This is a genomic window from Megasphaera sp. UPII 135-E, from assembly GCF_000221545.1.
Classification (GTDB): Bacteria; Bacillota; Negativicutes; order Veillonellales; family Megasphaeraceae; genus Megasphaera; species Megasphaera hutchinsoni.
The window spans coordinates 61701-86675 of record NZ_AFUG01000049.1 but is presented as its reverse complement, the minus strand read 5'-3'; the positions used below and the strand labels follow the sequence as shown (position 1 = coordinate 86675).

23 protein-coding genes, 1 pseudogene and 1 other annotated feature are annotated in these 24975 nt (G+C 39.1%); of the genes and pseudogenes, 17 read left to right on the top strand and 7 right to left on the bottom strand.

Going from position 1 to position 24975, the window contains the following annotated elements; translation table 11 throughout:
- Positions 1–3 precede the first annotated feature (3 nt).
- Positions 4–1115, bottom strand: a pseudogene (locus HMPREF1040_RS07555) (ATP-binding protein).
- 9 nt (positions 1116–1124) lie between these two features.
- Positions 1125–1946, bottom strand: coding sequence for a hypothetical protein (locus HMPREF1040_RS07550; protein WP_007393343.1), 822 nt, complete (start codon positions 1944–1946; stop codon positions 1125–1127).
- A gap of 313 nt (positions 1947–2259) precedes the next feature.
- Here HMPREF1040_RS07550 and HMPREF1040_RS07545 point away from each other — a divergent pair, with 313 nt between their 5' ends.
- Positions 2260–3636 carry a YadA-like family protein gene (locus tag HMPREF1040_RS07545; protein WP_007393306.1) on the top strand — a complete coding sequence of 459 codons (1377 nt, stop codon included), beginning with the start codon at positions 2260–2262 and terminating at the stop codon, positions 3634–3636.
- A 55-nt stretch (positions 3637–3691) separates the two neighbouring features.
- On the opposite strand, the gene HMPREF1040_RS08375 is transcribed toward HMPREF1040_RS07545, so the two are convergent.
- Positions 3692–4060, bottom strand: a complete 369-nt coding sequence (locus HMPREF1040_RS08375; RefSeq protein ID WP_303659941.1) for a hydroxylamine reductase — start codon at positions 4058–4060, stop codon at positions 3692–3694.
- Positions 4029–5261 (bottom strand): hydroxylamine reductase, encoded by a 1233-nt coding sequence (gene hcp, locus HMPREF1040_RS07540; RefSeq protein WP_007393328.1) that lies wholly within the window; start codon positions 5259–5261, stop codon positions 4029–4031. The genes HMPREF1040_RS08375 and hcp overlap by 32 nt, the downstream gene beginning before the upstream one ends.
- A 262-nt stretch (positions 5262–5523) precedes the next feature.
- On the opposite strand from hcp, the gene HMPREF1040_RS07535 reads away from it, so the two are divergent.
- Both HMPREF1040_RS07535 and HMPREF1040_RS07530 read left to right on the top strand, forming a co-directional pair.
- Entirely contained in the window at positions 5524–5997 is a 474-nt protein-coding gene (locus HMPREF1040_RS07535; protein WP_007393316.1) for a peptidylprolyl isomerase, read from the top strand.
- On the top strand, positions 5997–6242 hold the full coding sequence (locus HMPREF1040_RS07530; protein ID WP_007393318.1) for a GIY-YIG nuclease family protein: 246 nt from the start codon (positions 5997–5999) through the stop codon (positions 6240–6242). Before HMPREF1040_RS07535 ends, HMPREF1040_RS07530 begins: the two co-directional genes overlap by 1 nt.
- Before the next feature lie 57 nt (positions 6243–6299).
- Here HMPREF1040_RS07530 and HMPREF1040_RS07525 read toward each other — a convergent pair whose 3' ends face one another.
- Positions 6300–7247 carry a sugar-binding transcriptional regulator gene (locus HMPREF1040_RS07525; RefSeq protein ID WP_007393358.1) on the bottom strand — a complete coding sequence of 316 codons (948 nt, stop codon included), beginning with the start codon at positions 7245–7247 and terminating at the stop codon, positions 6300–6302.
- A gap of 307 nt (positions 7248–7554) precedes the next feature.
- Between HMPREF1040_RS07525 and glpK the strand changes: the two genes are divergently transcribed.
- The 5 genes from glpK (at position 7555) to HMPREF1040_RS07500 (ending at position 13131) form a co-directional block, all read left to right on the top strand.
- Entirely contained in the window at positions 7555–9057 is a 1503-nt protein-coding gene (gene glpK, locus HMPREF1040_RS07520) for a glycerol kinase GlpK (RefSeq protein WP_007393304.1), read from the top strand.
- 59 nt (positions 9058–9116) lie between these two features.
- Complete coding sequence (locus tag HMPREF1040_RS07515) at positions 9117–9845, top strand: MIP/aquaporin family protein (RefSeq protein WP_007393355.1); 729 nt, start codon at positions 9117–9119, stop codon at positions 9843–9845.
- A 175-nt stretch (positions 9846–10020) separates the two neighbouring features.
- Positions 10021–11487, top strand: a complete 1467-nt coding sequence (locus HMPREF1040_RS07510) for an NAD(P)/FAD-dependent oxidoreductase (RefSeq protein ID WP_007393314.1) — start codon at positions 10021–10023, stop codon at positions 11485–11487.
- Positions 11487–12755, top strand: a complete 1269-nt coding sequence (locus tag HMPREF1040_RS07505; RefSeq protein WP_007393305.1) for an NAD(P)/FAD-dependent oxidoreductase — start codon at positions 11487–11489, stop codon at positions 12753–12755. The genes HMPREF1040_RS07510 and HMPREF1040_RS07505 overlap by 1 nt, the downstream gene beginning before the upstream one ends.
- A gap of 1 nt (position 12756) precedes the next feature.
- A complete protein-coding gene (locus tag HMPREF1040_RS07500; RefSeq protein ID WP_007393331.1) occupies positions 12757–13131 on the top strand; it encodes a DUF1667 domain-containing protein in 375 nt (124 codons plus the stop codon).
- Positions 13132–13228: 97 nt separating this feature from the next.
- Here the strand turns inward: HMPREF1040_RS07500 and cysK are convergent, their stop codons facing one another.
- Positions 13229–14158: a cysteine synthase A gene (gene cysK, locus HMPREF1040_RS07495; RefSeq protein ID WP_007393301.1), complete on the bottom strand. Its 930-nt coding sequence runs from the start codon at positions 14156–14158 to the stop codon at positions 13229–13231.
- A 114-nt stretch (positions 14159–14272) separates the two neighbouring features.
- The gene (gene cysE, locus HMPREF1040_RS07490; protein WP_007393350.1) at positions 14273–14971 is read right to left on the bottom strand and encodes a serine O-acetyltransferase; all 699 of its coding nucleotides are present in this window, start codon (positions 14969–14971) and stop codon (positions 14273–14275) included.
- 44 nt (positions 14972–15015) lie between these two features.
- Positions 15016–15282: a binding site (T-box leader), on the bottom strand.
- 502 nt (positions 15283–15784) lie between these two features.
- Here cysE and HMPREF1040_RS07485 point away from each other — a divergent pair.
- The 9 genes from HMPREF1040_RS07485 to HMPREF1040_RS07445 all read left to right on the top strand — a co-directional run bounded on the left by HMPREF1040_RS07485 (position 15785) and on the right by HMPREF1040_RS07445 (position 24975).
- On the top strand, positions 15785–16330 hold the full coding sequence (locus HMPREF1040_RS07485; RefSeq protein ID WP_007393360.1) for a lactate utilization protein C: 546 nt from the start codon (positions 15785–15787) through the stop codon (positions 16328–16330).
- Between the two features lie 15 nt (positions 16331–16345).
- Complete coding sequence (ldhH, locus tag HMPREF1040_RS07480) at positions 16346–18508, top strand: L-lactate dehydrogenase (quinone) large subunit LdhH (RefSeq protein ID WP_007393307.1); 2163 nt, start codon at positions 16346–16348, stop codon at positions 18506–18508.
- 28 nt (positions 18509–18536) lie between these two features.
- The gene (locus tag HMPREF1040_RS07475; RefSeq protein ID WP_007393299.1) at positions 18537–19565 is read left to right on the top strand and encodes a polyprenyl synthetase family protein; all 1029 of its coding nucleotides are present in this window, start codon (positions 18537–18539) and stop codon (positions 19563–19565) included.
- On the top strand, positions 19562–20479 hold the full coding sequence (locus tag HMPREF1040_RS07470) for a prenyltransferase (RefSeq protein ID WP_007393309.1): 918 nt from the start codon (positions 19562–19564) through the stop codon (positions 20477–20479). The genes HMPREF1040_RS07475 and HMPREF1040_RS07470 overlap by 4 nt, the downstream gene beginning before the upstream one ends.
- A gap of 6 nt (positions 20480–20485) precedes the next feature.
- A complete protein-coding gene (locus HMPREF1040_RS07465) occupies positions 20486–21184 on the top strand; it encodes a ubiquinone/menaquinone biosynthesis methyltransferase (RefSeq protein ID WP_007393317.1) in 699 nt (232 codons plus the stop codon).
- 66 nt (positions 21185–21250) lie between these two features.
- Positions 21251–22546, top strand: a complete 1296-nt coding sequence (locus HMPREF1040_RS07460) for an FAD-dependent oxidoreductase (RefSeq protein WP_007393327.1) — start codon at positions 21251–21253, stop codon at positions 22544–22546.
- A gap of 1 nt (position 22547) precedes the next feature.
- A complete protein-coding gene (locus tag HMPREF1040_RS07455) occupies positions 22548–22832 on the top strand; it encodes a 4Fe-4S dicluster domain-containing protein (protein WP_007393361.1) in 285 nt (94 codons plus the stop codon).
- A 137-nt stretch (positions 22833–22969) separates the two neighbouring features.
- Positions 22970–23668 carry an MBL fold metallo-hydrolase gene (locus HMPREF1040_RS07450; protein ID WP_007393347.1) on the top strand — a complete coding sequence of 233 codons (699 nt, stop codon included), beginning with the start codon at positions 22970–22972 and terminating at the stop codon, positions 23666–23668.
- 35 nt (positions 23669–23703) lie between these two features.
- A complete protein-coding gene (locus tag HMPREF1040_RS07445) occupies positions 23704–24975 on the top strand; it encodes a DUF445 domain-containing protein (protein WP_176604717.1) in 1272 nt (423 codons plus the stop codon).

Here is a 24975-nt window from a genome sequence, read left to right as displayed (position 1 = left end):
GTTTTATACCTGACAATATGCTTTAAAATATAAGTTTACAAAAGATTCTTCATTTAATACTTGTTGATATATATGAGGCGTATTGAAACGCATATCTTTCATCATACCAATCATCAGATCAACGGGATACATAGCAAGTAGTGAGATGATTCGCTTTATTTGATAAGCTGTTAGAGGAGTGTCCGTAGTGGTGTCTTTTTCTAAACGCATAAAGATATTTTTGGCAGTTAAATAAAGTCGCGTGTGGCTTTCTTTTTGAATGCGAAGTTGTAATTGCGTATCATCAGGAGAGCCTTCAAAAATATCATTATACGTTAATAATGGAAGGTGATCAGATTCGATGAAATGGGTAAATTCTTCGGCGATAACTTTTCCTACATTACCGCGGATGACATTAAAAAATACGGATTTGGAAATGGTTTGTTTTTTTCTTTGTATATTTTATATGCTTTGGAAATTCGTTCATAACTACGGGGCGTAGCATGGATATCATCTTCATGATGCTGATTGAGATAATCGGGAAAGGTGGCGATAAATTCGCGCACTTCTGGTTCGATACCGGCTGTTTCTGCCCAATCTAACCACTGGGCGTAATCGGGCTCCATGTATAACCAGACAAATCTATTTTGCTGTGCTAAATCCATATTGACCGTTTCGTAATCATAGGAGTCACTAGGATTCATTGCGGCAATAATGCGGACGTCTGGATGTAAATGATATCCATTGATTTCTTTATTTAAAATCAAGTTCATCAATTCTTGTTGGACTGCATGTTCACAGCGATTAATTTCATCAATAAAAAGTAATACCGTACGTTGGTTAGCAATTTCTTCATCAATCGCTCGTAAGGTGTGGTGAATTGCATAGGTTGTTGTTGTTTCCTTGACAGATTTCCCGGCCGCATTTAGTCGCGTATATGTTGTAATGGTAGGTAAGCCGCCTATTTCACCTTCTTTTAATAAATTGCCATCAATAACAAGCAAAGACCAGTCATTTTTTTTTGCTACATCAGAAGCCAGGGCGGTTTTGCCGATTCCCGTATCGCCCACAAGCAGGGGCACGTCACGGGCAGCTAAGATAAGTTCTACACTTTGTAAGGTTTCCTTAAAGTTCATAATGTACCTCTATTTAATGGATAATTTTTCATCTACGGTAATTTGTTTGGCTTTTTTACTTCCATAATCATAAATAAATTGCAATTTATTCATAGGGCAGACATCGCCATTCTTATCGAAAGCATGACAATTTATAAAATTTCGGATATACGTTTCATCGACAGTTTCCTGGCTGATGACTTCGCGTAATAAATCACCCCATTCTTTTTCGCTAAATACGATATGTGGGGGTAGATATTTTACACTTAAGATATTTAATTGTAAATATTCACGAGCATCTGCTTTGGTGATTTCTCGTAATAAAGGAAGTGCACGCTCGCTTTTTTTTACGGCTAAGCAACATGCTTCATGGGTGGGATGTGCTACATATCGCAATGCTTCGTAGTTTTTTTCAATAGCTATTTGCTGCACTTCTGGTGCAGGATTGGCGATAAACTTGATGGCATCATAATTTTTCTTTACAGCTAATAATTGTAATTCTAACGAAGGATTTTTGATATATTGAATTGCCCAGCCTGATTCTTGTAAGGCAAGCCGAATTAGTTGGGGCGAAGGATTTTGAATATATTCCAAATTATTCCAACCACGTTTAATGGCTTTAATTAATAATTCGGGTGATGGATCGGTAATATATTGAATCGCCTTTGGTGCATTTTCTATAGCTAACGTCTGGATTTCTAACGAAGGAGATTCGATATATTGTAAAAGCTGTCCATTTTCTTGCACTGCAATACGTTTCATTTCTTCCGTCGGCTCAACAATATTTTTTATAGCATAGGGATTTAAATGAAGCATTTTTATATATTTTTTTATTTCTTTTTCTGTATACATGATAACATCCTTTATTTATGCGTACGTACTTATTAATCGTATAGAGTTATTATAGCATAAGTAAGTAAAAGGGAATACTAATAATAACCATTTTTTATTAATAAAGAATGGTTTGCTTGAAGATTATCAGTAAAATGTTTCGCCGATGCGTTTAATTAATGCATACTATCATATATATATATAACTAATTAAAAAATAAATAAACGGTATAATAAAAAAGATTAAAAAAAATGAATTTATTATTGACAATCATTATCTAGTATTGTATATTTCATTTGTCTTAACAAAAAAATAATAGGAGATGATGGGGGTCATGAAAGGAAGAACATCTATTGCAGCAGTTATGGCTGCAACTATGGTATTAGGAAGTGTAGCATTTGCAGCTAATGCGGTTGATATTTCACCCAATGCAACCGTTGTTATGGGATATCCAGCAAGTAAAACGAAGGAACATCACACACAATTTGCGACAAAAACGACAACGTCTGTTGATGTAGTAGCAGGAGCAAGTGTCCTTCTTGATGCACATCCCGTAAAAGACGAAGAAGGAAAAACGCCAGATTATCCATATGGACCTAAATTGAATAAAAAGGAAGAAGTAGTAGGATGGCAGGGACCTGGAAATTTATCTTCTGCGCTATTACCTAAAGACGAGGCATATGATGTAGCACGCGTTACGATTCATTATACCCGTACTGGGTTTGGGACGAATGCTATTGCTGCAGGTGATGGTACGGCTATAGGGGCGAATACGATTGCTTTTGGTAAGGGTGCAACTACATTAGGGATGAATGCTCGTACAGGATATATGTTACCCGATTCGTATGCGAATGAAAAGGAGTTAAAACATGGTTTGCATTTTGAGAAAAGTGATCATGCAACGGCAGTAGGTACAAATTCCACTGGATTTGGTACAAATTCTACGGCTATTGGTGCAGATGCAAGTACGGGTTGGATTGAAGTGGCCCCAAGGGGGAAGGGCTATAGTGATATGTCTGTAGATCCGTATAAAAATAAAGACGAAGATTTGCTATTAACCGATCCTAAGAGTAAATATCGAGGAGTAATTACAGGCGATAAACTTAAAGAATTAGTGACGAAAGATACTACGGTAAAAATGCATGCTTATGACAATGCGACAGCGGTAGGGACTAACGCAAAAGTTCGTGCCAATAACAGTGTTGCTTTAGGTGTAAATAGTGTTGCTGTTGAAGAAAATACTGTATCGGTTGGTAATAATACGTTAAATCGTCGTTTGGTTAATGTTAAAGACGGTAGATGGGAAGCCGATTCTCATGATGGTGCAACGACAGGACAAGTATATAAGGAAATGGGAAAAACGGGTGCTTTATCAGCCGCTTTAGCAGGGTTACATCCTATGGCTAATATGACGCAAGGAATGGAAATTGCGGCAGCCTTAGGTACTTATAATGGAAAAACAGCGGTGGCTTTAGGTGGTTTTTATCATAAAAAGTCTAATATGCAAATTTCTTGGGGGGCATCTACTGTTTTTTCGGGACATCTTGCAGCTAATGTAGGCGTTACCTATCATGTAGGTACTTCTACAGCCAAGGTAGGAACGATGTCATCCATAGAAGAACAAGTGGCTATGTTATCTCAAAAGGTTAATGAATTAGCAAGAGAAAATCAACAATTGCGTCAACAAGTAAATGCATTGATGGCAAAATAACGTATAAAGAAAAAAGCTGTATCTATGGATACAGCTTTTTTTGTCATCAGGTATCTTATTGAGGTAAAATAGTAGCTAAATCTTTTTCGGGAGTACTGATGGGAGATATATGATAATGTTTTACTAAATATTGTAAAATATTAGGGGAAATAAAAGCGGGTAATGAAGGTCCTAAATAGATATTTTTTACACCTAGATATAGTAATGTAAGTAGAATGCATACTGCCTTTTGTTCATACCAAGATAGTATGAGGGTGAGAGGTAAGTCATTTACAGAGCAATGGAATGCGTCACTTAAGGCAAGGGCTACCTTAATAGCACTATATGCATCGTTACATTGCCCCATATCCATTAAACGAGGAAGGCCGCCAATCGTACCCAGATTTAGATCGTTAAAGCGATATTTGCCACAAGCTAAGGTCAGGATAAGTGTATCTGAGGGAGCTTTTTTTTACAAATTCGGTATAATAATTACGGCCTGGTTTGGCACCATCACATCCACCTACAAGGAAAATATGGCGTATTACATCATCTTGAATTGCTTGAATACATGTGTCAGCAACAGAAAGTACGGTTTGGTGACCGAACCCTGTTTGGACAGACGTGCCACCATTGATACCTGTAAAATGTTGGGATTCTGTATAGCCACCTAGAGTGATGGCTTTTTTTATTACGGGAGAAAAGTCGTTTGATGCATCGATATGAGTAATATCCGCATAGCCAACTACAGCTGTTGTAAAAACACGATCGGCATAAGATGGACGAGGGGGCATTAAGCAGTTTGTTGTGAATAATATAGCCCCAGGGAGATTGGCAAATTCTTGTTGTTGGTTTTGCCAAGCTGTGCCGAAATTCCCTTTTAAGTGGGTGTATTTTTTTAATTGAGGATAAGCATGGGCGGGTAACATTTCGCCGTGCGTATATACAGAAACCCCCGTACCTTCGGTTTGTTTTAGTAAGCATTCTAATGTTTTTAAGTCATGACCCGTTACCACAATAAATGGTCCGGGGGCAACCGTTAATGGTACGGAAACTGGAGAAGGCGTTCCATAGGTACTAGTGTTAGCGGTATCGAGCATTTCTATACACGTTAAGTTTGCTTTGCCAACATTCATGATTAGGGAAAGCCATTCATCTATGGTATGATTGTCTTTTAATGCGGACAGACCTTCTATGATACACGTGTTTACGTCGTCATTTTTATAGCCCAATGCATAGGCATGGTGGGCATAAGCAGCCATACCTCTTAAACCAAAAAGCAGCAATGATTTTAAGGAACGAATATCTTCTTGATCGGCCCAAAGTAATTGCAGATCATAATCGTGTGAGGGAGAACCGCCTTCGTGTTGGATACGGTCATGAACTAGTTGGATTAGTTCATGAAAGGACGCGGCTTCAAAATTGACATTGGTCATGGTTGCAAATAAGCCATCAATAAAAAGCGGACAGACTTCAGAGAAGGTAGATTTTTCTAAGTAAATAGTGGCCAAATTGATAAGTGCTCCTGTGAGTTCGTCTTGTAAGTGTGCAACTGCATCATTTTTTCCGCAATTTCCTTTAGCTTGTGAGCAATATAATCCTTTATTGGTTTGTTCACATTGAAAGCAAAACATTTGTTGTGTCATTATAAACCTCCTAATGGTTGTGAAATATAGTAATTTTTTGGTGTATGCGTATAGTATAGGAGAACATATTCTTTTTAGCTGTTGGAATTACAACGAAATAAAAAAAAATCACCCTTTAGTTTGAGGTGATCGGAGAGATAAAGTGGATATGGAGTTATGATATACGTTTTTATGGATTGGATGTATAGTGCAATCTTGCTATTGTGGGGGTTCTCCTGTATGATAGAGAATAATATATAGAAATTTAAGGAGAGTGTGAGTTATGGAAAGTAAAGTGTTGGCTGTTTTTAAAACGAATTGTGGTGAATTTACGGTAGAATTATATTCTAAGCAAGCTCCGATTACGGTAAAAAATTTTATTTCATTAGCTACGGCAGGTTTTTATAATAATACTATTTTTCATCGTGTTATCGCGGATTTTATGATCCAGGGTGGCGATCCAGAAGGAACTGGTTTTGGTGGATCAAAAGAAACGATTCCCGATGAGTTCGCACCGGGATTAGATTTTAATGAACCGGGTGTATTGGCAATGGCCAATGCAGGCCCGAATACAGGAAGTTCTCAATTTTTTGTTACGGTAGCACCGACACCATGGCTTTTACGGCATCATTCTATTTTTGGTAAAGTCGTAGAAAATTATGATATTGTCGAATTAATTAGTAAAACGCCAACGGATGGTTTAGATAAACCGATAGAAACGGTTGTTCTGGAACAAGTAGAAATCATAAATAAATAATGTACTATACATATATGGTGCGTTGTGCCGATGATTCGTTATATACGGGGTGGACGGTGGATATAGAAAAGCGATTAAAGGCACACAATGAAGGTCGCGGTGCTAAATATACCCGTGCACGTAGACCTGTTGTCATTGCTTGGGTGCAGTCTTTTCCGACAAAACAGTTAGCGATGCAGTGGGAATGGAAAATCAAGCATTTTACAAAAGAAGAAAAAGAAAGACTTTGTACTATGAAGAAATAAAAAAAGGAAGTTATTATCATGTTTCACATGAGGATAACTTCCTTTTTTTAGATGGGGTTATTTTGTCGTTCTTTCTAATAAACGTTGGGCTGTAAAGCGATCTGTAATGAGGACATTGGCATAATGTCTTCGCAAAGCCGCTAAGATGCCGTCTAGTTTGGCTTTTCCTCCTGCGAGAAGAATGCTATATTCTTTATGGCGCAAACAATTTAAATCAATACCTACCGTTCGTGCATCTAACTCTAGATCAGCAATATTGCCTTCCATGGTAAAAAAATGTGAACAAATATCACCGACAGCATGTTTTTTTAAAAAAGATTTTTCTTCTTCATCAGCATAGCCTAAACGGAAAAATAAGGCTGTATCGCGTACAGTGCCAACACTAAATAAAGCAATATTGGCATTTTTTCCTAATTCTAGCACGCGATGGATATGTCTATCTTGATATACCATGTTGCGTACTTCTTTAGAATCGAAAAGGACGGGCAAAGGTAGTGATTGAGCAACGGTTTTGTAATTGGAAGCAAAGCGTTCTAATACCTCTGTAGCATATGTTTCACTAGCAGATAGAGTAATACCCCCTTCTAATTGGACAATTTGAGCACCTTTTAATTCATGAGGGGTTAATGAATGTGATAAATAATGCATGGTTGTACCCCAACCAACGCCGATAATATCGCCATCTTTTACAATTGAACTTAAATACTCAGCCCCTTTTCTGCCGATATAGCGTTTAATATCTTCTTCATTTTCAATCGGAGCATTGGCAATGATGACTCGTTTTAATTCGTAAGCGTGTGCTAATTTGCGTGATAAATGGCTTTGATCTTCGATGGGATCAAAGATTTCAATGCGAACGAATCCCTGGTCCTTGGCATATTGTAATAAGCGTGAAACAGAGGGACGAGAAATCTGTAATTCTTGTGCGATATCAGCTTGACTGAAATCTGATTGGTAATATAGTTTTGCGGCACTGATTGCTAATTTATTTTTGTCTTTTGTCATAATGTAGTTCCTATCTATAAATAAATTATTGACTATTATCTTTATTATCTATGTAAATATAGATTTTTGCAAGTATATATTGAAAAAATGTTCAAAAAATATTCATTAATTATGATAAATAAGATATAGATATGATGAAAATAATCTAGAATGCGTTAAAAGAATTGTTTTTTTTAAACTATACAGCAAATGCAATTTTGTAAAATATAGGTTGCCAAAAATGTATTTACTATTTTATAATTATACTATAAAAAAGTTGCGGATATAAGCAGAGAGTTGTTTGTAGACAAGATAAGGAGGCATTTTTATGGCTAAAAACTATGTTATGGCATTAGATGCAGGAACTACTAGTAATCGTGCGATTATCTTTGATAAGGATTCGCATATTGTAAGTGTGTGTCAAAAAGAGTTTACGCAATATTTTCCCAAAGCAGGATGGGTAGAACATGATGCAAATGAAATTTACCATACCATGGTAGAGGTTATGAAAGGGGCTTTAGAACAATCGGGATTAACGGCATCGGATATTGCGGCGATAGGGATAACCAACCAGCGTGAAACAACTGTAGTTTGGGATAAAAATACGGGTTGCCCTATATATAATGCGATTGTGTGGCAATCAAGACAGACCGCTGGGATTTGTGAAGAATTAAAAAGACAAGGATTGGTAGAAGAATTTAAGAATAAAACAGGATTACTTATTGATGCTTATTTTTCAGGGACCAAGGTAAAATGGATTCTAGACCAAGTAGAAGGTGCAAGAGAAAAGGCTTCGAAAGACGAGTTGCTGTTTGGAACAATTGATTCTTGGCTCATCTGGAAATTAACAGGTAACAAGGTGCATGTAACGGATTATTCAAATGCTTCCAGAACATTGATGTTTAATATTAACACGCTTCAATGGGATGAAGATTTATTGCGGTATTTGACTGTACCTAAAACGATGTTACCAGAAGTACGTCCGTCAAGTGCGGTGTACGGGGAAACGGTATCCTCTATTTTAGGGGTACCCGTTACGATTTCCGGTGCAGCAGGGGATCAGCAAGCTGCTTTGTTCGGACAGAATTGTTTTTCACCAGGCATGGCAAAAAACACCTATGGCACGGGTTGCTTTATGTTAATGCATACGGGCGACAAACCTATTTCATCTAAAAATGGATTGGTTACAACGATTGCTTGGGGTTTAGAAGGTAAAGTAGAATATGCATTAGAAGGCTCTATCTTTGTGGCAGGTTCGGCTATTCAGTGGTTGCGTGATGGCTTGCGATTGATTGATACGGCTCCTGACTCTGAATGGGTGGCTAAGCGTGTTCCTGATTCTGATGGCGTATATGTAGTTCCCGCTTTTGTTGGATTAGGTGCTCCTTATTGGGATATGAATGCTCGTGGCATGATTATTGGATTAACGCGGGGAACGACAAAAGCACATATTGTCCGTGCTACGTTGGATTCTATGGCATATCAAACGAAAGATGTATTAGGTGCGATGGAAGCGGATTCAGGTATTAAATTAGCCGAATTAAGAGTAGACGGAGGTGCCGTAGCTAATAATATGCTTATGCAGTTCCAAGCAGATATTTTAGGTGTACCCGTAGAACGGCCACAAGTTATAGAAACAACGGCGTTGGGTGCGGCTTATCTAGCAGGCTTGGCTGTTGGTGTATGGGACTCTAAAGAAGAATTGAAACAGCGGTGGAAATTACAAAATCGTTTTGAACCAACGATGCAACCAGTTAAAGCGGCTTCGTATTATAAGGGATGGCGAAAAGCTGTACGGCACGCACAAAATTGGTTGGGAGAAGAAGAATAATAGTGAACAACTATTTTCGAGGAGAAATATAAAACCATTAAAAAAAAGGAGGATTGCACATGGACAACTTAATTGGAGAGTTTTTTGGTACAATGGTCTTACTCGTATTTGGATGTGGCGTGTGTGCATGCAATACGTTGGCCAAGTCAAAAGGACAAGGCGGTGGGTGGATTTGCATCACCGCAGGATGGGGATTTGCTGTTACGTTGGGGGTTTTTACTGCCATTACCTTGGGAGCACCGCAGGGAGATTTAAATCCAGCTGTTACATTGGGTAAATGCTTATTAGGTATTTATACGGTACCACAATTTTTAGCTACATCAGTAGTGCAAATTTTAGGTGGCATATGTGGGGCTGCAATTGTATGGTTAGCGTATTTACCGCACTGGCGTGAAACGGAAGATCAAGGTGCAAAATTGGGAATCTTTTGCACAGCACCAGCTATTCGTCATTATTCTTTAAATTTTTTATGCGAAGTAATTGCCTCATTTTTCCTTATGTTTGTGATTTGGATGATCTTTTCAGCAAAAGTAGGATCTATTCCTGCTGGGATGGGACCATATATTGTAGGAATTTTAATTTGGGCGATAGGAATGAGTCTAGGCGGACCGACTGGTTATGCCATAAATCCTGCTCGAGATTTAGGCCCACGGTTGGCACATTTTATTTTACCGATTGCAGGGAAAGGAAACTCTGATTGGGCTTATGCATGGGTGCCTGTTTTTGCTCCGCTTGTCGGTGTAGGAATTGCTTATATCGTTGTAGCAGCATTAGGCGTATTCTTATAGTAAGTAATTATGAATCATATATAAAAAGCGGTCTTTGAAGATCGCTTTTTTATATATGATTTATTTATATCATTTGGGAAATTTTGTAAAACCTTAGTTGCAAATAGGTTCATAGACGGTTATAATGAAACTGAAATTATATGCCTGTATTAGATAAAGAAAGAGGTAGGGGATTATGATAAAACAAGCTGATGTGGTGGTTATTGGCGGAGGAATCACCGGAACGGCGATATTGTATGAATTGGCAAAATATGATATACAAGCAGTTTTAGTAGAAGCGGAGCCCGAATTAGCTGCGGGTACAACTAAGGCGAATAGTGCTATTTTACATGCGGGATTTGACGCACCTACGGGCAGCTTAAAGGCGCAGATGAATGTACAAGGTAATGCACTATACCATGAATTGCAAGATATATTAGACTTAGAGATTCGTTGGTCCGGATCATATGTAGCGGCCTTAGATGATGAACAAGAAGCCGTTATACAGGAGTTGTTGGTGCGTGGACAACAAAATGGTGTGCCAGGTCTTGAGATTATCGACGGGGATACGATGAGAAAAGCGGAACCTAATGTTAGTAAAGATATTCGTTCGGCCTTATGGGCACCAACGGCAGGCATTTGTTGGCCCTTTGGATTGGCTATGGCTTTTGCTGAAAATGCCGTATGTAATGGAGCTACGGTTATTCGCGATTGTGCCGTAACGGATATTTTAGTAGATAACGGAAAAGTTGTGGGCGTCCAAACGGAACAGGGAATAATAGAAACGGCTTATGTTATTAATGCAGCAGGCGTACATGCTGCAGATATTAGTCAGATGGCGGGTGACAATTCTTTTGCTATCTGTCCTCGTAAAGGGGAATATATTCTTTTTGATAAGACCGCACAAAAAGATTTAGTATATTCGCCTATATTCCCTACACCCACTAAAATGGGAAAGGGCATATTGGTATGTGCAACGACCCATGGAAATGTTTTTGTTGGACCGAATGCACAAGATTTAGAAGAAGCGGATAAAGAGGATACGTCGGTAACAATACCCGGGATGGATGATATTTTAAATAAAGCACGGCGATTAGTACCACAATTACCGTTAGGTGCGGTGATTACCGAGTTTGCTGGTGTTCGGGCTGTATCTAGTACGGGAGACTTTGTGCTAGGTCCATCAGTGCAGATAAAAGGACTTATTCAAGCTGCGGGCATACAATCTCCAGGATTAACATCGGCACCAGCGATTGCAAAATATATTGTTCAGCCGCTTGTTATAGAGGTTGGTGCACAGGCAAAAGCACATTATCAAACTAGCAGGCCCAAGCAACCGTGTTTCCGCATGCTCACTGATGTAGAACAACAAGCACTAATTAAGCAAGATCCACGCTATGGACGAGTTATTTGCAGATGTGAAACGATCACGGAAGGGGAAATTGTCGATGCCATTTCTCGTCCTGTAGGAGCACGCACCGTAGATGGGGTGAAACGGAGAACTCGTGCAGGTATGGGCCGTTGCCAAGGTGGATTTTGTGGCCCTCGGGTAACTCAAATTTTGGCACGGGAATTGCAAATTCCTATTACGCAAGTACGAAAAGAAATGCGTGAATCCTATATGTTTTATGATAAACACACGCAGAGCGGAGGGAAAGCATAATGGGCACGGAATTATATGATATTATTATTGTTGGTGGCGGTCCGGCTGGGTTATCGGCTGCATATAGTGCTTGCATGAATGGGGCTAAGAAAATTTTGGTGTTAGAACGAGATCGCGAAGTGGGCGGTATTTTACAACAATGCATTCATAATGGTTTTGGACTGCACCATTTTAAAGAAGAACTTACTGGACCAGGGTATGCACAACGATGTTATGATTTGGTCAAAGATCGTCCAGAAGTTACCATCATGGTAGATACGATGGTGTTGAATGTGACGACTGAAAAAGTGGTCACTGCCGTTAATCCTACGGAGGGTGTTATTCACGTACAAGGAAAGACCGTTATATTGACGATGGGGTGTCGTGAACGGACGCGAGGTGCTATTCGTATTCCTGGTTATCGTCCAGCCGGCGTATTTACTGCTGGTGCGGCCCAACGTATGGTAAATATGGAAGGGTATTTACCTGGAAAAAAAATCGTTATTTTAGGTAGTGGCGATATCGGTTTAATTATGGCACGTCGCATGACGTTAGAAGGTTGTAAAGTTCAAGCTGTTTTGGAAATATGTCCATTTTCTAATGGCCTTACGAGAAATATGGTACAATGCTTGTACGATTATGACATTCCTTTGTATTTATCGCATACTATTACGGCTGTGCATGGAAAAGATCGGGTGCAGGGGATTACGGCTGCAAAAGTGGACGATAATATGAAGCCTATTGCAGGCACAGCGTTTGATATTGATTGTGATACGTTATTATTATCAGTTGGTTTAATTCCTGAAAATGAATTATCACGTGGGTTAGGATTACAAATGCATCCATTGACGAATGGCCCATTAGTGGATCAACATAGAGAAACGAGCATTCCGGGTATTTTTGCAGCCGGTAATGTCGTTCATGTACATGATTTAGTGGACTTTGTTTCTGAAGAAGCAGAGATTGCAGGAAAATATGCAGCTTTAAAGGCGGCGGAACAAATGCAGCCGGCTGTAGCAGATGTAGCGATTGAAGCCATTGATGATGTTCGTACATGTGTGCCACAACATATGAGGGTAACAGCGGAAGGAGAAATGATACGGCTATTTATGCGTGTACGTAAACCAATGAAACAAGTTCGATTGACCGTTAAAAGTGGGGACACAACGTTGTTAACAAAACGTTTGCAAGTTGCTAAACCTAGCGAAATGATTGCCGTTAATATTCCCGCTGCCAAAGCAAAGGGACAGCATGAAAACTGGACGGTTTCCGTAAGGGAGGAGTGCTGAAATGAGTGTAGAAACAAAACAAATGAATTGTATTATGTGTCCGATGGGGTGTTTGCTTACGGTTACACTAACAGATGGTGCTGTAACTGATGTCAAGGGAAATACATGTCCTCGGGGAGAGATATATGCCCATCAAGAATTAACGAATCCTCAGCGGATGTTGACATCTACGGTTAGTGTGCAAGGTGGAGTATTGGCCTTACTACCAGTCGTATCAAAAACGACTTTGCCTAAGGGAAAAATATTAGAATGTGCGAATGAATTACGAAATATATCTGTGGAAGCACCTATAAAGACGGGAGATGTCATTGTTTCTAATATTTTAGGACTTGGTGTTGACATTATTGCTAGTCGCGATATGGAAAAAATTGGTTAATTACAAATAAAAAAGACTTGTGTAGGTCTGTGATGTAAGTACTTTTTGGACAACGTCCATAAGCACATTACATCACTAAGGCTTCACAAGTCTTTTTTTATATGAAGTTTTCTGTAGTCAAATAGCGATCCCCGTTATCGGGTAAAAATACAATGATTGTTTTATCGCTATTTTGGGGCAATTTTCCTATTTTTAAGGCCGCATATAAAGCAGCACCACTAGAAATGCCGACAAAAATGCCTTCCGTTTTAGTGAAGTTGCGAGCGATATGAAAGGCATCTTCATTGGATACGGTAGTGATAGCATCATAGCTAGTGCGGCATAGTGTTTTGGGAATGAAATTCGCACCCAGACCTTGTATTTTGTGTGGCCCGGCATGCCCTTCTGACAAGAGAGGAGAACTTTCAGGTTCGACGGCAATAATTTGAATCGCTGGATTTTGTTCTTTTAGATAACGACTTATACCAGAAATGGTGCCACCTGTACCGATACCGGCAATAAAATAATGGATTTCTCCTTCCGTATCTTGATAAATTTCAGGGCCCGTTGTTTGATAATGAATTGCGGGATTGGCGGGATTTATAAACTGACCGGGAATAAATGCATGGGGGATAGTTTGTGCTAATTCAGTGGCTTTATCTACAGCACCTTGCATGCCTTTTGTACCATTGGTTAAGACAATTTCAGCACCATAGGCGGCAATTAAATTACGCCGTTCGATGGACATGGTTTCGGGCATGACTAAAATTGCTCGATAGCCTTTGGCGGCAGCAACTGCGGCAAGGGCAATGCCCGTATTGCCACTGGTAGGTTCAATAATCACAGAGTCAGGTGTTAATTTTCCTTCTTGTTCCGCTGTTTGGATCATGGCAAGAGCAATGCGATCTTTGGCTGAACCAGTGGGATTAAAGGACTCTATTTTTACCAGTAAATTTGCACATACTCCTTGTTTTTTATTCCATCGTTGAGGCTGGAATAAAGGTGTATGACCAATAAATTCTAACATAGATGTATAATATGTTGACATGAATATCTCTCCTTTGCGAATGACTAGTAATATATGAAGAAGATATTAATAACATCGAAAATACGAGGAGCGAGCAATGTAATATATCATAAGAAATTCCTTTTTAGTAGAGACTTATACATTTTTTGCATTGTGTGTATAGGATATAGGATTAGGTTTTTCATGCTGTTGTAGCATTTTTTGACGCAACTGTTGGAGCTGTTGCGTTAATGCTTGCAATTCATCTTCTAAAGGATCGGGAAGGTGATCATGTTGTAAGTCAACAGCTGCTTCGCCTGAATGCGGAACGATGGTATTAGGATTTCGTAAGACGATATGCCCAGGGATGCCTACAACGGTTGCATGAGGAGGAACTTCCCGTAAGACAACGGAACCTGCCCCGATTTTTGCACCTTCACCAACGGTAAATGATCCGAGTACTTTAGCCCCACAGGCGATAACTGCGTAATCACCGATCGTGGGATGGCGTTTTCCTTTTTCTTTGCCCGTACCACCCAGGGTAACGCCTTGATATAAGGTAACATTTTTTCCTATAATGGTTGTTTCACCGATTACCGTTCCCATTCCATGGTCAATGAAAAGTCCTTCACCTAAGATGGCACCAGGATGAATTTCAATACCTGTAAAAAAACGGGAGAATGTAGCGATACAACGAGCGACAACGGGATGATTGTGGATGTATAAAAAGTGACTTACTCGATGTAGCCAAATGGCATGTAAGCCAGAGTAGCAAAGAACAATTTCGACCTTGCTTTTGGCTGCGGGATCGCGATCTTGAATAACACGGATGTCTTTTTTTAGCGTAGTAAACATAATAATACCTCATTTTGAAATTTGACAACAAAAAACCACCGTCATACAGAGACGGTGGTCCGTGGTTCCACTCTGATTGCAAACATATATTTGCCACTTAAACCTGATAACGGAAAGGATCCGAAATTGCATACTCTTATTCTGCAATTCTGCTCGCAAATGCATTCCATCTATTTAGCGATGGTAAGAGCTTTCAGCCGGTGGCTCTTACTCTCTGGGCTGCTAAAAGTAATGATAAGAGCTTTCAGTCAGTGGCTCTTATTCTCTATACGGTTAAAAATAGATGTACTTCTTTTGGTCATTACATTTTTATCATCATAAAATAATTGTAGCCTTTTGTCAAGTACGATATAAAAATGATAATAGATATAAAAAAACAAGAAATAAATTTATATACATATAAATATTATAAATAAACCGATAAAGGAGAAAAAAGTCAACATTTATGCATAAAAAGTATACTCGATCAGGAGTGTTTATTGACAAATGTCATAAATAAGATAGTAATAAACGGTATCAAAAAAGGCTGTTTTCATAAAAAAATAGAATGTATTTTATGAAAAATATATGAATATATACTATATATATAAAAAATATATAACTAAAAGTAATGGAAAAGGATAAAATATATGTTTTGCAAAAATTGCGGCAAAATTCCTAAAAGATATAGTAAGAAGAATAGATAGTCATAAAATGTATAACCTAAAAGAATTTTATTCTTGTAGTATATATATAAATTGATATACAATAAAAGCGAATACTTTACTGTAAAGTAACAAGTGTCTTTTTATTTTATAAAAAAGAGGTGTGCATATGGAAAAGGATGTTGTGTATGACGTATTTAAGCAAGGATTAACTAATGTGAATGGAGAATGTCATTTGGCAAAAACGGCAGATTTAGGTAGTGTATTAGCCCGTATTTTCCAAGAAAAAGAAACTTCTTCTGTTTCCGTAGTTGAATCGGAATTATTTAAGGAAGCTGGTGTCGTAGAAGCATTAAAGGCGGCCGGAATGACGGTTCATACGGATCATTTTAGAAAGTTTGCGCCCGATGACAAAGGCGGCGTTACAGAAGCGGAATATGGAATTGCTAACTTAGGATCCATTGTGCAATTAAAAGATGATATCGACTGTCGTATTGTTGAAATTGTCTCGGATGTATATGTGGGGGTTATCAAACTGTCACGTATTGTAGATGATTTTGATGCGATGATTGATATCATGGCAGAGTTAAAGCCGTTTCCTCGTTTTGCGGGCGTCATTACTGGACCAAGTAGAACCGCAGATATTGAATGTGTAGGAACTGTAGGCGTGCATGGACCGAGACAGTATTCGGTGGTTGTTATTGAAGATAAGTAAAGGAGGGAATAGGACATGTCAAATGAATTGTTAAAACAAGAAATCGAACGGGCAATGGATAACGCACCATTGCAAAAAGCATTAAAAAACTTTACGGGTGCCTATCCTAAAAATCGTGAACGTGTGTATAAGGGATACGATTTTGAAGAATTAAGAGAACGGGTACATGAAGTTAAATCCTATGCACGTGATCATATTGATGAAATGATTGCAGAATTTACTAAAAATGCAACGGCTAATGGAGCAAATGTATTTGTAGCACATTCATCACAAGAAGCCTTTGATTATGCACTCAAATTAGCGAAAGACAATAATGTAAAATTGGCTGTTAAATCGAAATCTATGGCCTCAGAAGAAATTCATTTAAATCAAGGGTTTGAAAAAGAAGGTATTCATGCACAAGAAACTGACTTAGGGGAATTTATTAATTCGATTGCCGGTGATAGCCCTTCACATATGGTTATGCCAGCTATTCATTATTCAAAAGAGGATGTAGCTGATTTATTTTCTTCTTATACGAAGCAACCGGAAGAACCAGTTATTGCTAAAGAAGTTAAAACATCGCGGCGTTTAATGCGGCCGAAGTTTTTAGCAGCAGAAATGGGTGTCTCTGGTGCAAATGTAGCCGTTGCGGAAACGGGTTCGTTATTTACGATGACCAATGAAGGTAATGCTCGTATGGTAGGAACATTGCCACAGATGCATTTATTTATTTTTGGTATTGAAAAATTTGTTGCTAAAATGAGCGATGTTCGTTACATTTTTAAAGTATTGCCTCGTAATGGTACAGCACAAAATATAACTGCGTATTTGTCGGCATATACGGGGGCATCAGATGTTATCTTGGATCCAGAAAGCGATGAAAGAGGGCAGAAAAATTTCCATGTCATTATTTTAGATACGCCGGAACGTCGTGAAATTATGGCTAGTGACGAGTACAAAGATATTGCATGTTGCGTACGGTGTGCTGCTTGTCTTAATGTCTGTCCTGCTTTTCGTCTAGTTGGCGGCCATGTGTATGGCGGTAGTATTTATACGGGTGGCATCGGTACCTTGCTAACAAGCTTTTTAAATAATCGTGAAAGAGGGAAAGACATTCAAAACATCTGTTTACAATGTGGTTCTTGTAATACCGTATGCGGTGGTAAATTAGATGTTGCTGGCATGATTTTAAAATTACGGACTAAATTTGCACAAGAAGATGGGTTAAATCCTGTGCATAAATTCTGCTTAGATACCGTAGCTGACAGAAAGTTGTTCCATTCGATGTTGCGTATTGCGTCTGTAGCACAAGGAATGGTTACAGATGGACAACCAATGATTCGTCATTTACCGATGTTTTTATCGGGCTTGACAGAAGGCCGGAGTTTGCCTAGTGTAGCACCACAACCTTTCCGCGATATTTTGCCGACGATTCAACAGAATGTGCCTAATCCGAAAGGTAAAGTGGGTATTTTCACGGGATGCGTATTAGATTTTGTATATGTTGATATTGCTAAGTCTGTTGTTAAAGGATTGAATATGGCGGGATATATAGTTGAAATGCCGCTAGAACAATCTTGCTGTGGTGCACCGGCAACATATATGGGGGACGTTGAAAATACGAAAAAAGCAGCGATCATGAATATTGAAGCAATGATGTCAGACAATTACGATTACATCGTTTCCGCTTGCCCAACATGTACACATGCCTTGAGAGAATACAAGGAAATGTTTAAAGACGATCCAGAAATGTTTAAAAAAGCTGAAGAATTAAGTAAAAAGACCTTTGACTTCTCTAAATTAATGTCTATGCTCGGCGGTTTTGAAACTGAAGGCGATGGAAAACCGGTTAAAGTCACCTATCATGATTCTTGTCACATGAAACGTTCTTTAGGTGTTACGGAAGAACAACGTGAATTGTTGAGAAATACGAAGGGCGTTGAATTGATTGAAATGGAAGGCTGCGATAAATGTTGTGGTTTCAGCGGCTCTTATTCTATTAAATATCCAGAAATGTCAGCACCAATTTTAGCTGAAAAAATTAATAATATTGTAAATTCAGGTGCTGATGTGGTCGCTGTTGACTGCCCCGGTTGTATGATGCAAATTCGCGGTGGTTTAGATGCACGAGGATTAGATAATATTAAAGTTAAACATACCGCTGAAATTGTTGTAGAAAAACGCCCAGAAGCATAATGGAAGCTGCTGGTAAAGGAGGGGGAGTATGAGAGTAGACTTTAGTGCGATAGAAGCACGTTTACGGCGGTTTTTGCCACCTGTATTAGAAGAGAGACAAAAAAAAGAATTGAATCGCGTTCAATCGTACATCGTACAGTTTACGGAATACTCCTTTGCTGGAACGCAAACTGGAGATGTGTTGCAGGAAGCTGTTTCTTCTCGAGGAAAGATGGTTCGCCCGCAGTTAGTACTCATGGCTGGTCGCTTTGGTACGAGTTCTGACATCATTATGGAAAGGTTATATAAAGTAGCCGCTTTAGTGGAAATGACTCATTTAGCGTCACTTATTCATGATGATATTGTCGATGATGGAACATTGCGTCGAGGGCGTAGCTCTATACAGCATCAGTATGGAAAAAGTGCAGCTGTATTTGCAGGAGACTTCTTGATGAGTCGGATTACATACTATTTGATGAGAGAAGGCTTCAATAAATCAGGTATGGTACTTGCTAAAGCGGTAGAAGCGATGTGTACTGGAGAAATAACACAAGCTCTATGTAAGTATAAAATGGATCTTACCATAGAAGCGTATTTGCAAAACATTTATGGTAAAACGGCAGCTTTGTTTCGGGCAGCTTGTCATATAGGAGCTATTGAAAGTGGGTGTACGCCAGAAGTTCGGATGAATTTAGAGAAATTAGGCGAAACATTGGGATATATGTTTCAAATGCGGGATGACTTGTTGGATTTTTTACCCGATAATAGGATTATTGGCAAATCATCGCATCAAGATTTTCGAGAAGGAATCTATACGTTACCCGTCTTATACGCCTGTGAAACGAATGAAGGAAAGAAGTGCTTGCATCCTTACATGGAACGGAATGCTACGAGTGGCTTGACGGAAAAAGAGTTACAAGAGATGGAACAACATGTTATGACTTTTGGCGGCATGGAAAAAACATGGCAAACCATTCATGCTTATCAAGAACAGGCGGAATATATTTTAACGACATTACCTGATCGTAATGCGATTGCTCCATTAATGCAGTTAGTACGAAAGCTGGGGAGCTTATGAGCACGCAAGGACGTTTGACTGTAGCTCAAGCTTGGCACTTGGCGGGGCCACCTTCTTGGGTAGCAACGTTGATTCCCGTTGCTTTAGGAGAGGTCTATTGTGTCGTCCAGGGATATCACATTACTTTCATAATGGCGGTTCTTTTAGGAGTTGCGTGTGTTTGTATGCAAGCGGCGGTAAATACCTTTAATGATTACTTTGATTTTCAAAAAGGAAATGACCAAAAAGCAGATTATCTTGCGCAACATGACGCGGTATTGGTATATGAAAATGTACCGCCGAAGCAAGCACTCTTGTTGGGAATAAGCTTTCTTGTTGGGGCGATGGTGTTAGCATTTCCCTATTTATATAAGGCTGGTATCATACCATGGGTAATTGGTTTAAGCGGTGCCTTGGTGGTATGGCTGTATTCGGGCGGACCTTATCCCATTTCGTATACACCTCTTGGTGAGGTTATTTCCGGAATGGTTATGGGGTGTGGCATCTCCTTAGGTATTGTTGCCGTTGTTACGGGACGGTTAGAATGGCCCGTTGCTTTATGGAGCATACCGATTGTGTTAGGAATTGCGTTAATTATGATGACGAATAACACGTGTGATATGGAGCGAGATAGACAAGTAAACCGCCATACACTTCCTTTGGTTTTAGGAAGAAAATGGGCTTATTGGGGCTATCGGTGTGGGGTAGTAATTTGGCTAGTGCTAATGGTTGTCTGGAGCTGGTCATATGTGGGAATGAGTAGTGGTTTCTTATTATTACTTTATATAGTATTGGGAAAACCGATCCTTGTACCATTATTTTGTACTCCGCTAACACCGTTGCATCGAATTAAGCTCATGAAAGATATCGTACAAGCAAACTTCATTTATGGCGGTACGTATGTGGCATTATTAGCATTAATGATTTGTAGGTGAGGATACATGCAAGAAACAGGCAAAAAACAGAAAGTTTATCATGTCTTTGAACAAGTAGCTGTTCGGTATGATCGAGCCAACAAAAGGATTAGTTTAGGACAAGAAGTAAGTTGGAAAAAAGCATGTATTCAACAAGTTTGTCAGCATTTGCCAACACAGGGACGCGTATTGGATGTATGTTGTGGTACGGGAGATATCGCCTTAGGCATAGCTGAAAAAAGAAGTGATTGTTATGTATGGGGACTGGATTTTTCGCCATCCATGTTACATATAGCTCGTACAAAAGATAAGAAGAAAATCGTTACGTGGCAACAAGGAGATGCAACGAAGTTACCTTATGACGATGAATATTTTGATAGTGCGGTTATTTCCTTTGGACTGAGAAATACGACTAATTACCAATGTGTATTAGAAGAAATGTCTCGGGTTATAAGACCGCAGGGAATGGTATGGTGTTTAGATTCGTTGCGACCGAAAAGTGCATGGGTATGTCCCTTTTATGAATTTTATTTTCGCTATATTATGCCAATTTTAGGCGGTGGGATTCATTATAGAAAGGAATATCAGTGGTTATGGGAGTCTACACAGGCTTTTTTAAGTGCTGATGCGTTGCAAACACTTTTTAGCCACGTGGGGTTAGAACGTTTGGAACAGCGATCGTATATGTTTGGTGCCTGTATATTACAAGGTGGTAAAAAAATATAAGCGTATATTAGGAAGATATAAGATACATGAAATTTTCAATAGTATATAGTTAAGGAGGGCAAGATTATGAGTAGTGAAGAAAAATTTGATGCCATTGTTGTCGGAGGCGGGTTAGCTGGTACGGCAGCGGCACTAGCTATGGCACGTGGTGGATTAGATGTTATGCTAGTGGAACGCGGTAAATTTTGCGGTGCAAAAAATTCAAGTGGAGGCAGATTATATGGTCATAGTTTAGAAAAATTAGTTCCAAACTTTGCTGAAGAAGCTCCTATTGAACGTAAAATTACGCAAGAAAGACTATCTTTAATGACCGCTGGTGGTGCGTTGAGTTTTCAATATGAATCGGAAAAATTAAAGCAATTAAAATATCCATCTTATTCGGTATTACGTTCTAAATTTGATAAATGGTTAGCCGATAAAGCGGAAGAAGAAGGCGTTATGGTCGCAACGGGGTTACTTGTTGATGAATTAGTCCTAGAGGATGGCAAAGTGATTGGGATTAATTGCGGCGGTGAAGAAGTAGATGCAGATGTGGTTATTTTAGCTGACGGCGTAAATTCTTTGCTAGCACAAAAATTGGGCATGAAACAAGAACTTTCTCCGCGTGACGTTGCGGTAGGTGTAAAAGAGGTTATTGAATTAGGCGAAGATGTTATTAATGAACGCTTTGGCTTACAAAACGGCGAAGGTGCAGCATGGATGATTGCTGGTGATCCTACGGGCGGTAACTTAGGCGGTGGTTTCATTTATACGAATAAGACCAGTTTGTCTTTAGGTATTGTTACAACTATTGCTGACATTGGTCGGGTAGATATCAGTGTACCAGAAATGGTAGAACGTATGAAAAATCACCCCTCTATTGCACCTTTTGTTAAAGGAGGTAAATTAACGGAATACTCGGCCCATTTGGTTACTGAAGGTGGTTTAAAAATGATGCCTGAACTCGTACGTGATGGCGTGATTGTAGCTGGTGATGCGGCGGCGATGGTCGTTAATCTGGGATACACTGTACGGGGGATGGATTTGGCTATTGAAGCAGGGCGTTTAGCCGGAGAAGCTGCCGTATTAGCACATAAAAAACAAGACTTCTCGAAAGAAAGCTTGAGTGTATATGAAAAAATGTTAGAAGGAAGCTTTGTTATGAAATTAATGAAGCAATATCAGAATTTACCAGGGTTATTAGAAGATCATATTATCTTCAATGATATTCCGAAGATGGCTGATGAATTTGCTGATATGGTATATAAGGTAGATGGCGGTGCACCAGTAGCATTACCAATGATAGGATTATCTGTTTTGGCTAACAATGGTGGACTAAATGGCTTATTTGGCTTAGGGAAGAAAGCATGGGAGGCGATGTAACATGGCAAAGATGAGTATTGATGATAAATTGGGTTTTGTAAAATTCGTTACAGATGAACATGAATCACATATTAAAATTGATGAAACATTTGCAGATGAAACAGAAATCAAACGGTTAGTTATGGCCTGTCCTGCAGAACTATATAAATATATAGATGGAAAATTGACATTTTCGCATGAAGGATGTTTAGAATGCGGCACATGTCGGGTCATTGCTATTGGTAAAGGTGTGAAGAGTTGGACTCATCCTAAAGGTGCTATGGGAGTCGAGTTTCATCACGGTTAAGAAAAAAGCTGCGATACCTACGGGGATCGCAGCTTTTTTGATAAAAGAAAAGATATTTTCTTTATACATTGGGGAAATTAATGATATAATAAAAAGATACCAAATATAAAGTCTAGTATTATAGGCAAGGAGGATATATGTCAGAAGTAAAGATTACATTTTTGGCACATAGCGGTTTTTCCGTAGAAACCGAAAATAAAGTATTGATTTTTGATTATTATCAAGATCCGAAAGGGATCGTGTCGGCGTATTATTCACAAGACAAGCCGTTATGGTTTTTTGTGAGTCATCGTCACGGCGATCATTTTAATCCTGCCATAGGTAAGTTTGTAAAGCATGCTGCGTATTATATTGTTAATGATGAAGTCCCCTTGGTATTGTCTAATAGTGAAAAAATGCGTTCTATGAAGGTATATGATACAATAACAGTGGACGATGTATCAATTACGCAATATGGCTCGACGGATGAAGGAGGTTCTTTTTTCGTGCGTACAAATGGATATACCTTTTTTCATGCAGGCGATTTAAATTGGTGGCATTGGATAGAAGACACAGATGAAAACAATAAGATTGCAAAGATGAATTTTCAGCGCGAAATGGAACATTTGCAAGGAATGCAAGCAGATATTGCCTTTTTCCCCGTTGATGCTCGTTTAGGAGCGGCAAGAGAATGGGGCATTAAAGGGTTTTTACAGCGAGTAACGATAACGAAGGGAATGATTCCGATGCATTATTTTGGTTCTTCGTGGAGTCCTTCCCAATCTTTTCTTACACAATATCAACGTGTGCCGCTGTGGATTCCTCAAAAAGAGGGCGAAGAACGGGTATGGTGTTAGTAAAAAGATAGGGAGTTAAATGGTTGAGGAGGAACATGATGGAAGAAGTAAAGACAACGCGACCGCATACCCAGATAGCGAATTATATACTCGGTATTGCTGTGGTAGCGTTACTATTGGCGTATCCTGTACGCATATTATTTTGGGGAGGCATGATTACGCATGTAGCGGGTGCTGCTCTTATAGGTGGGTTAGCCGATTGGTATGCGGTTACGGCGTTATTTAGAAAACCCTTAGGTATTTCTTTTAAAACAGCACTTATTCCTAATAGCAAAGAACGCATTGCTGAAATGGCGAGACATATGGTTGAAAAAGAAATTTTAACGGTTCCAAATATGTACAATGTATTAAAGCATCATCCTATTTTAGCAACTACTTTGAATTATTTGCATACGGAAAATGGCTTTCGGGCAGCAGAACGAATTTCGGGGCAAGTACTGAATACTTTTTTATACACGGTAGATATGCGGACGATTGTGCGTATCTTTGCAGATGTCGGCGGTAAAGCTGTGGAAAATATTGATTTAGCACCGATTATGAGCAAAGCGATTCGTATTGGCTTACGGGGCGAATCAGGCAAAGATTTTTTGGATTTTATGATCCTTCATCTTATGACATTGGTACAAAGTGATACGATGAAAAAATATATGGGCGAAATTTATGAAGCCTCGATTCACCAATATGCGAATCGTCATCCATTTGTCAAGCTGTTTATTAAACCGCTATTGAAAAGTGAAATCTTTAGCCCTCGCACGGTATCAGAAAAAATATCACAAAAAGTTTTAGAAGTATTGAGGGAGGCACAAAAGCCGGAATCAACAAAACGAGATGCGGCATTGCGGTATTTATGGAAGCAAGTAGATCGCTTTGAATTTAATGAAGACTGGAAAAATAGTTTAGATGAATATAAAAATCGGATGTATAAAAATGTAGTTATACGTCCAGATACGAAAGAGGCTTGGCAGCGATACATTCAGGATCCGGATAGGCAAAAACGTGTATGTACATCAGCAGCGACATATGTCATACAGAAATTAGAATCTTGGCGTGAAAGCCCTGATCGCATTGAACAGGTAAATCGTACGGCCTTAGCTTTAGTGGCAAAAGAATTAAAACGTTTGCAATTGTGGTTTGGGGCAACGGCGGAACAAGAAATTTTAAAATATGATAGCCACTATTTAGCAGAACAATTAGAAAGTCGCATATGGTATGATTTACAGATGATTCGGATTAATGGTTCTTTAGTGGGAGCTGTTTTAGGCGCGGTTATCTATCTGGTAATGTATGCCATGAAAGGAGGGGCATAG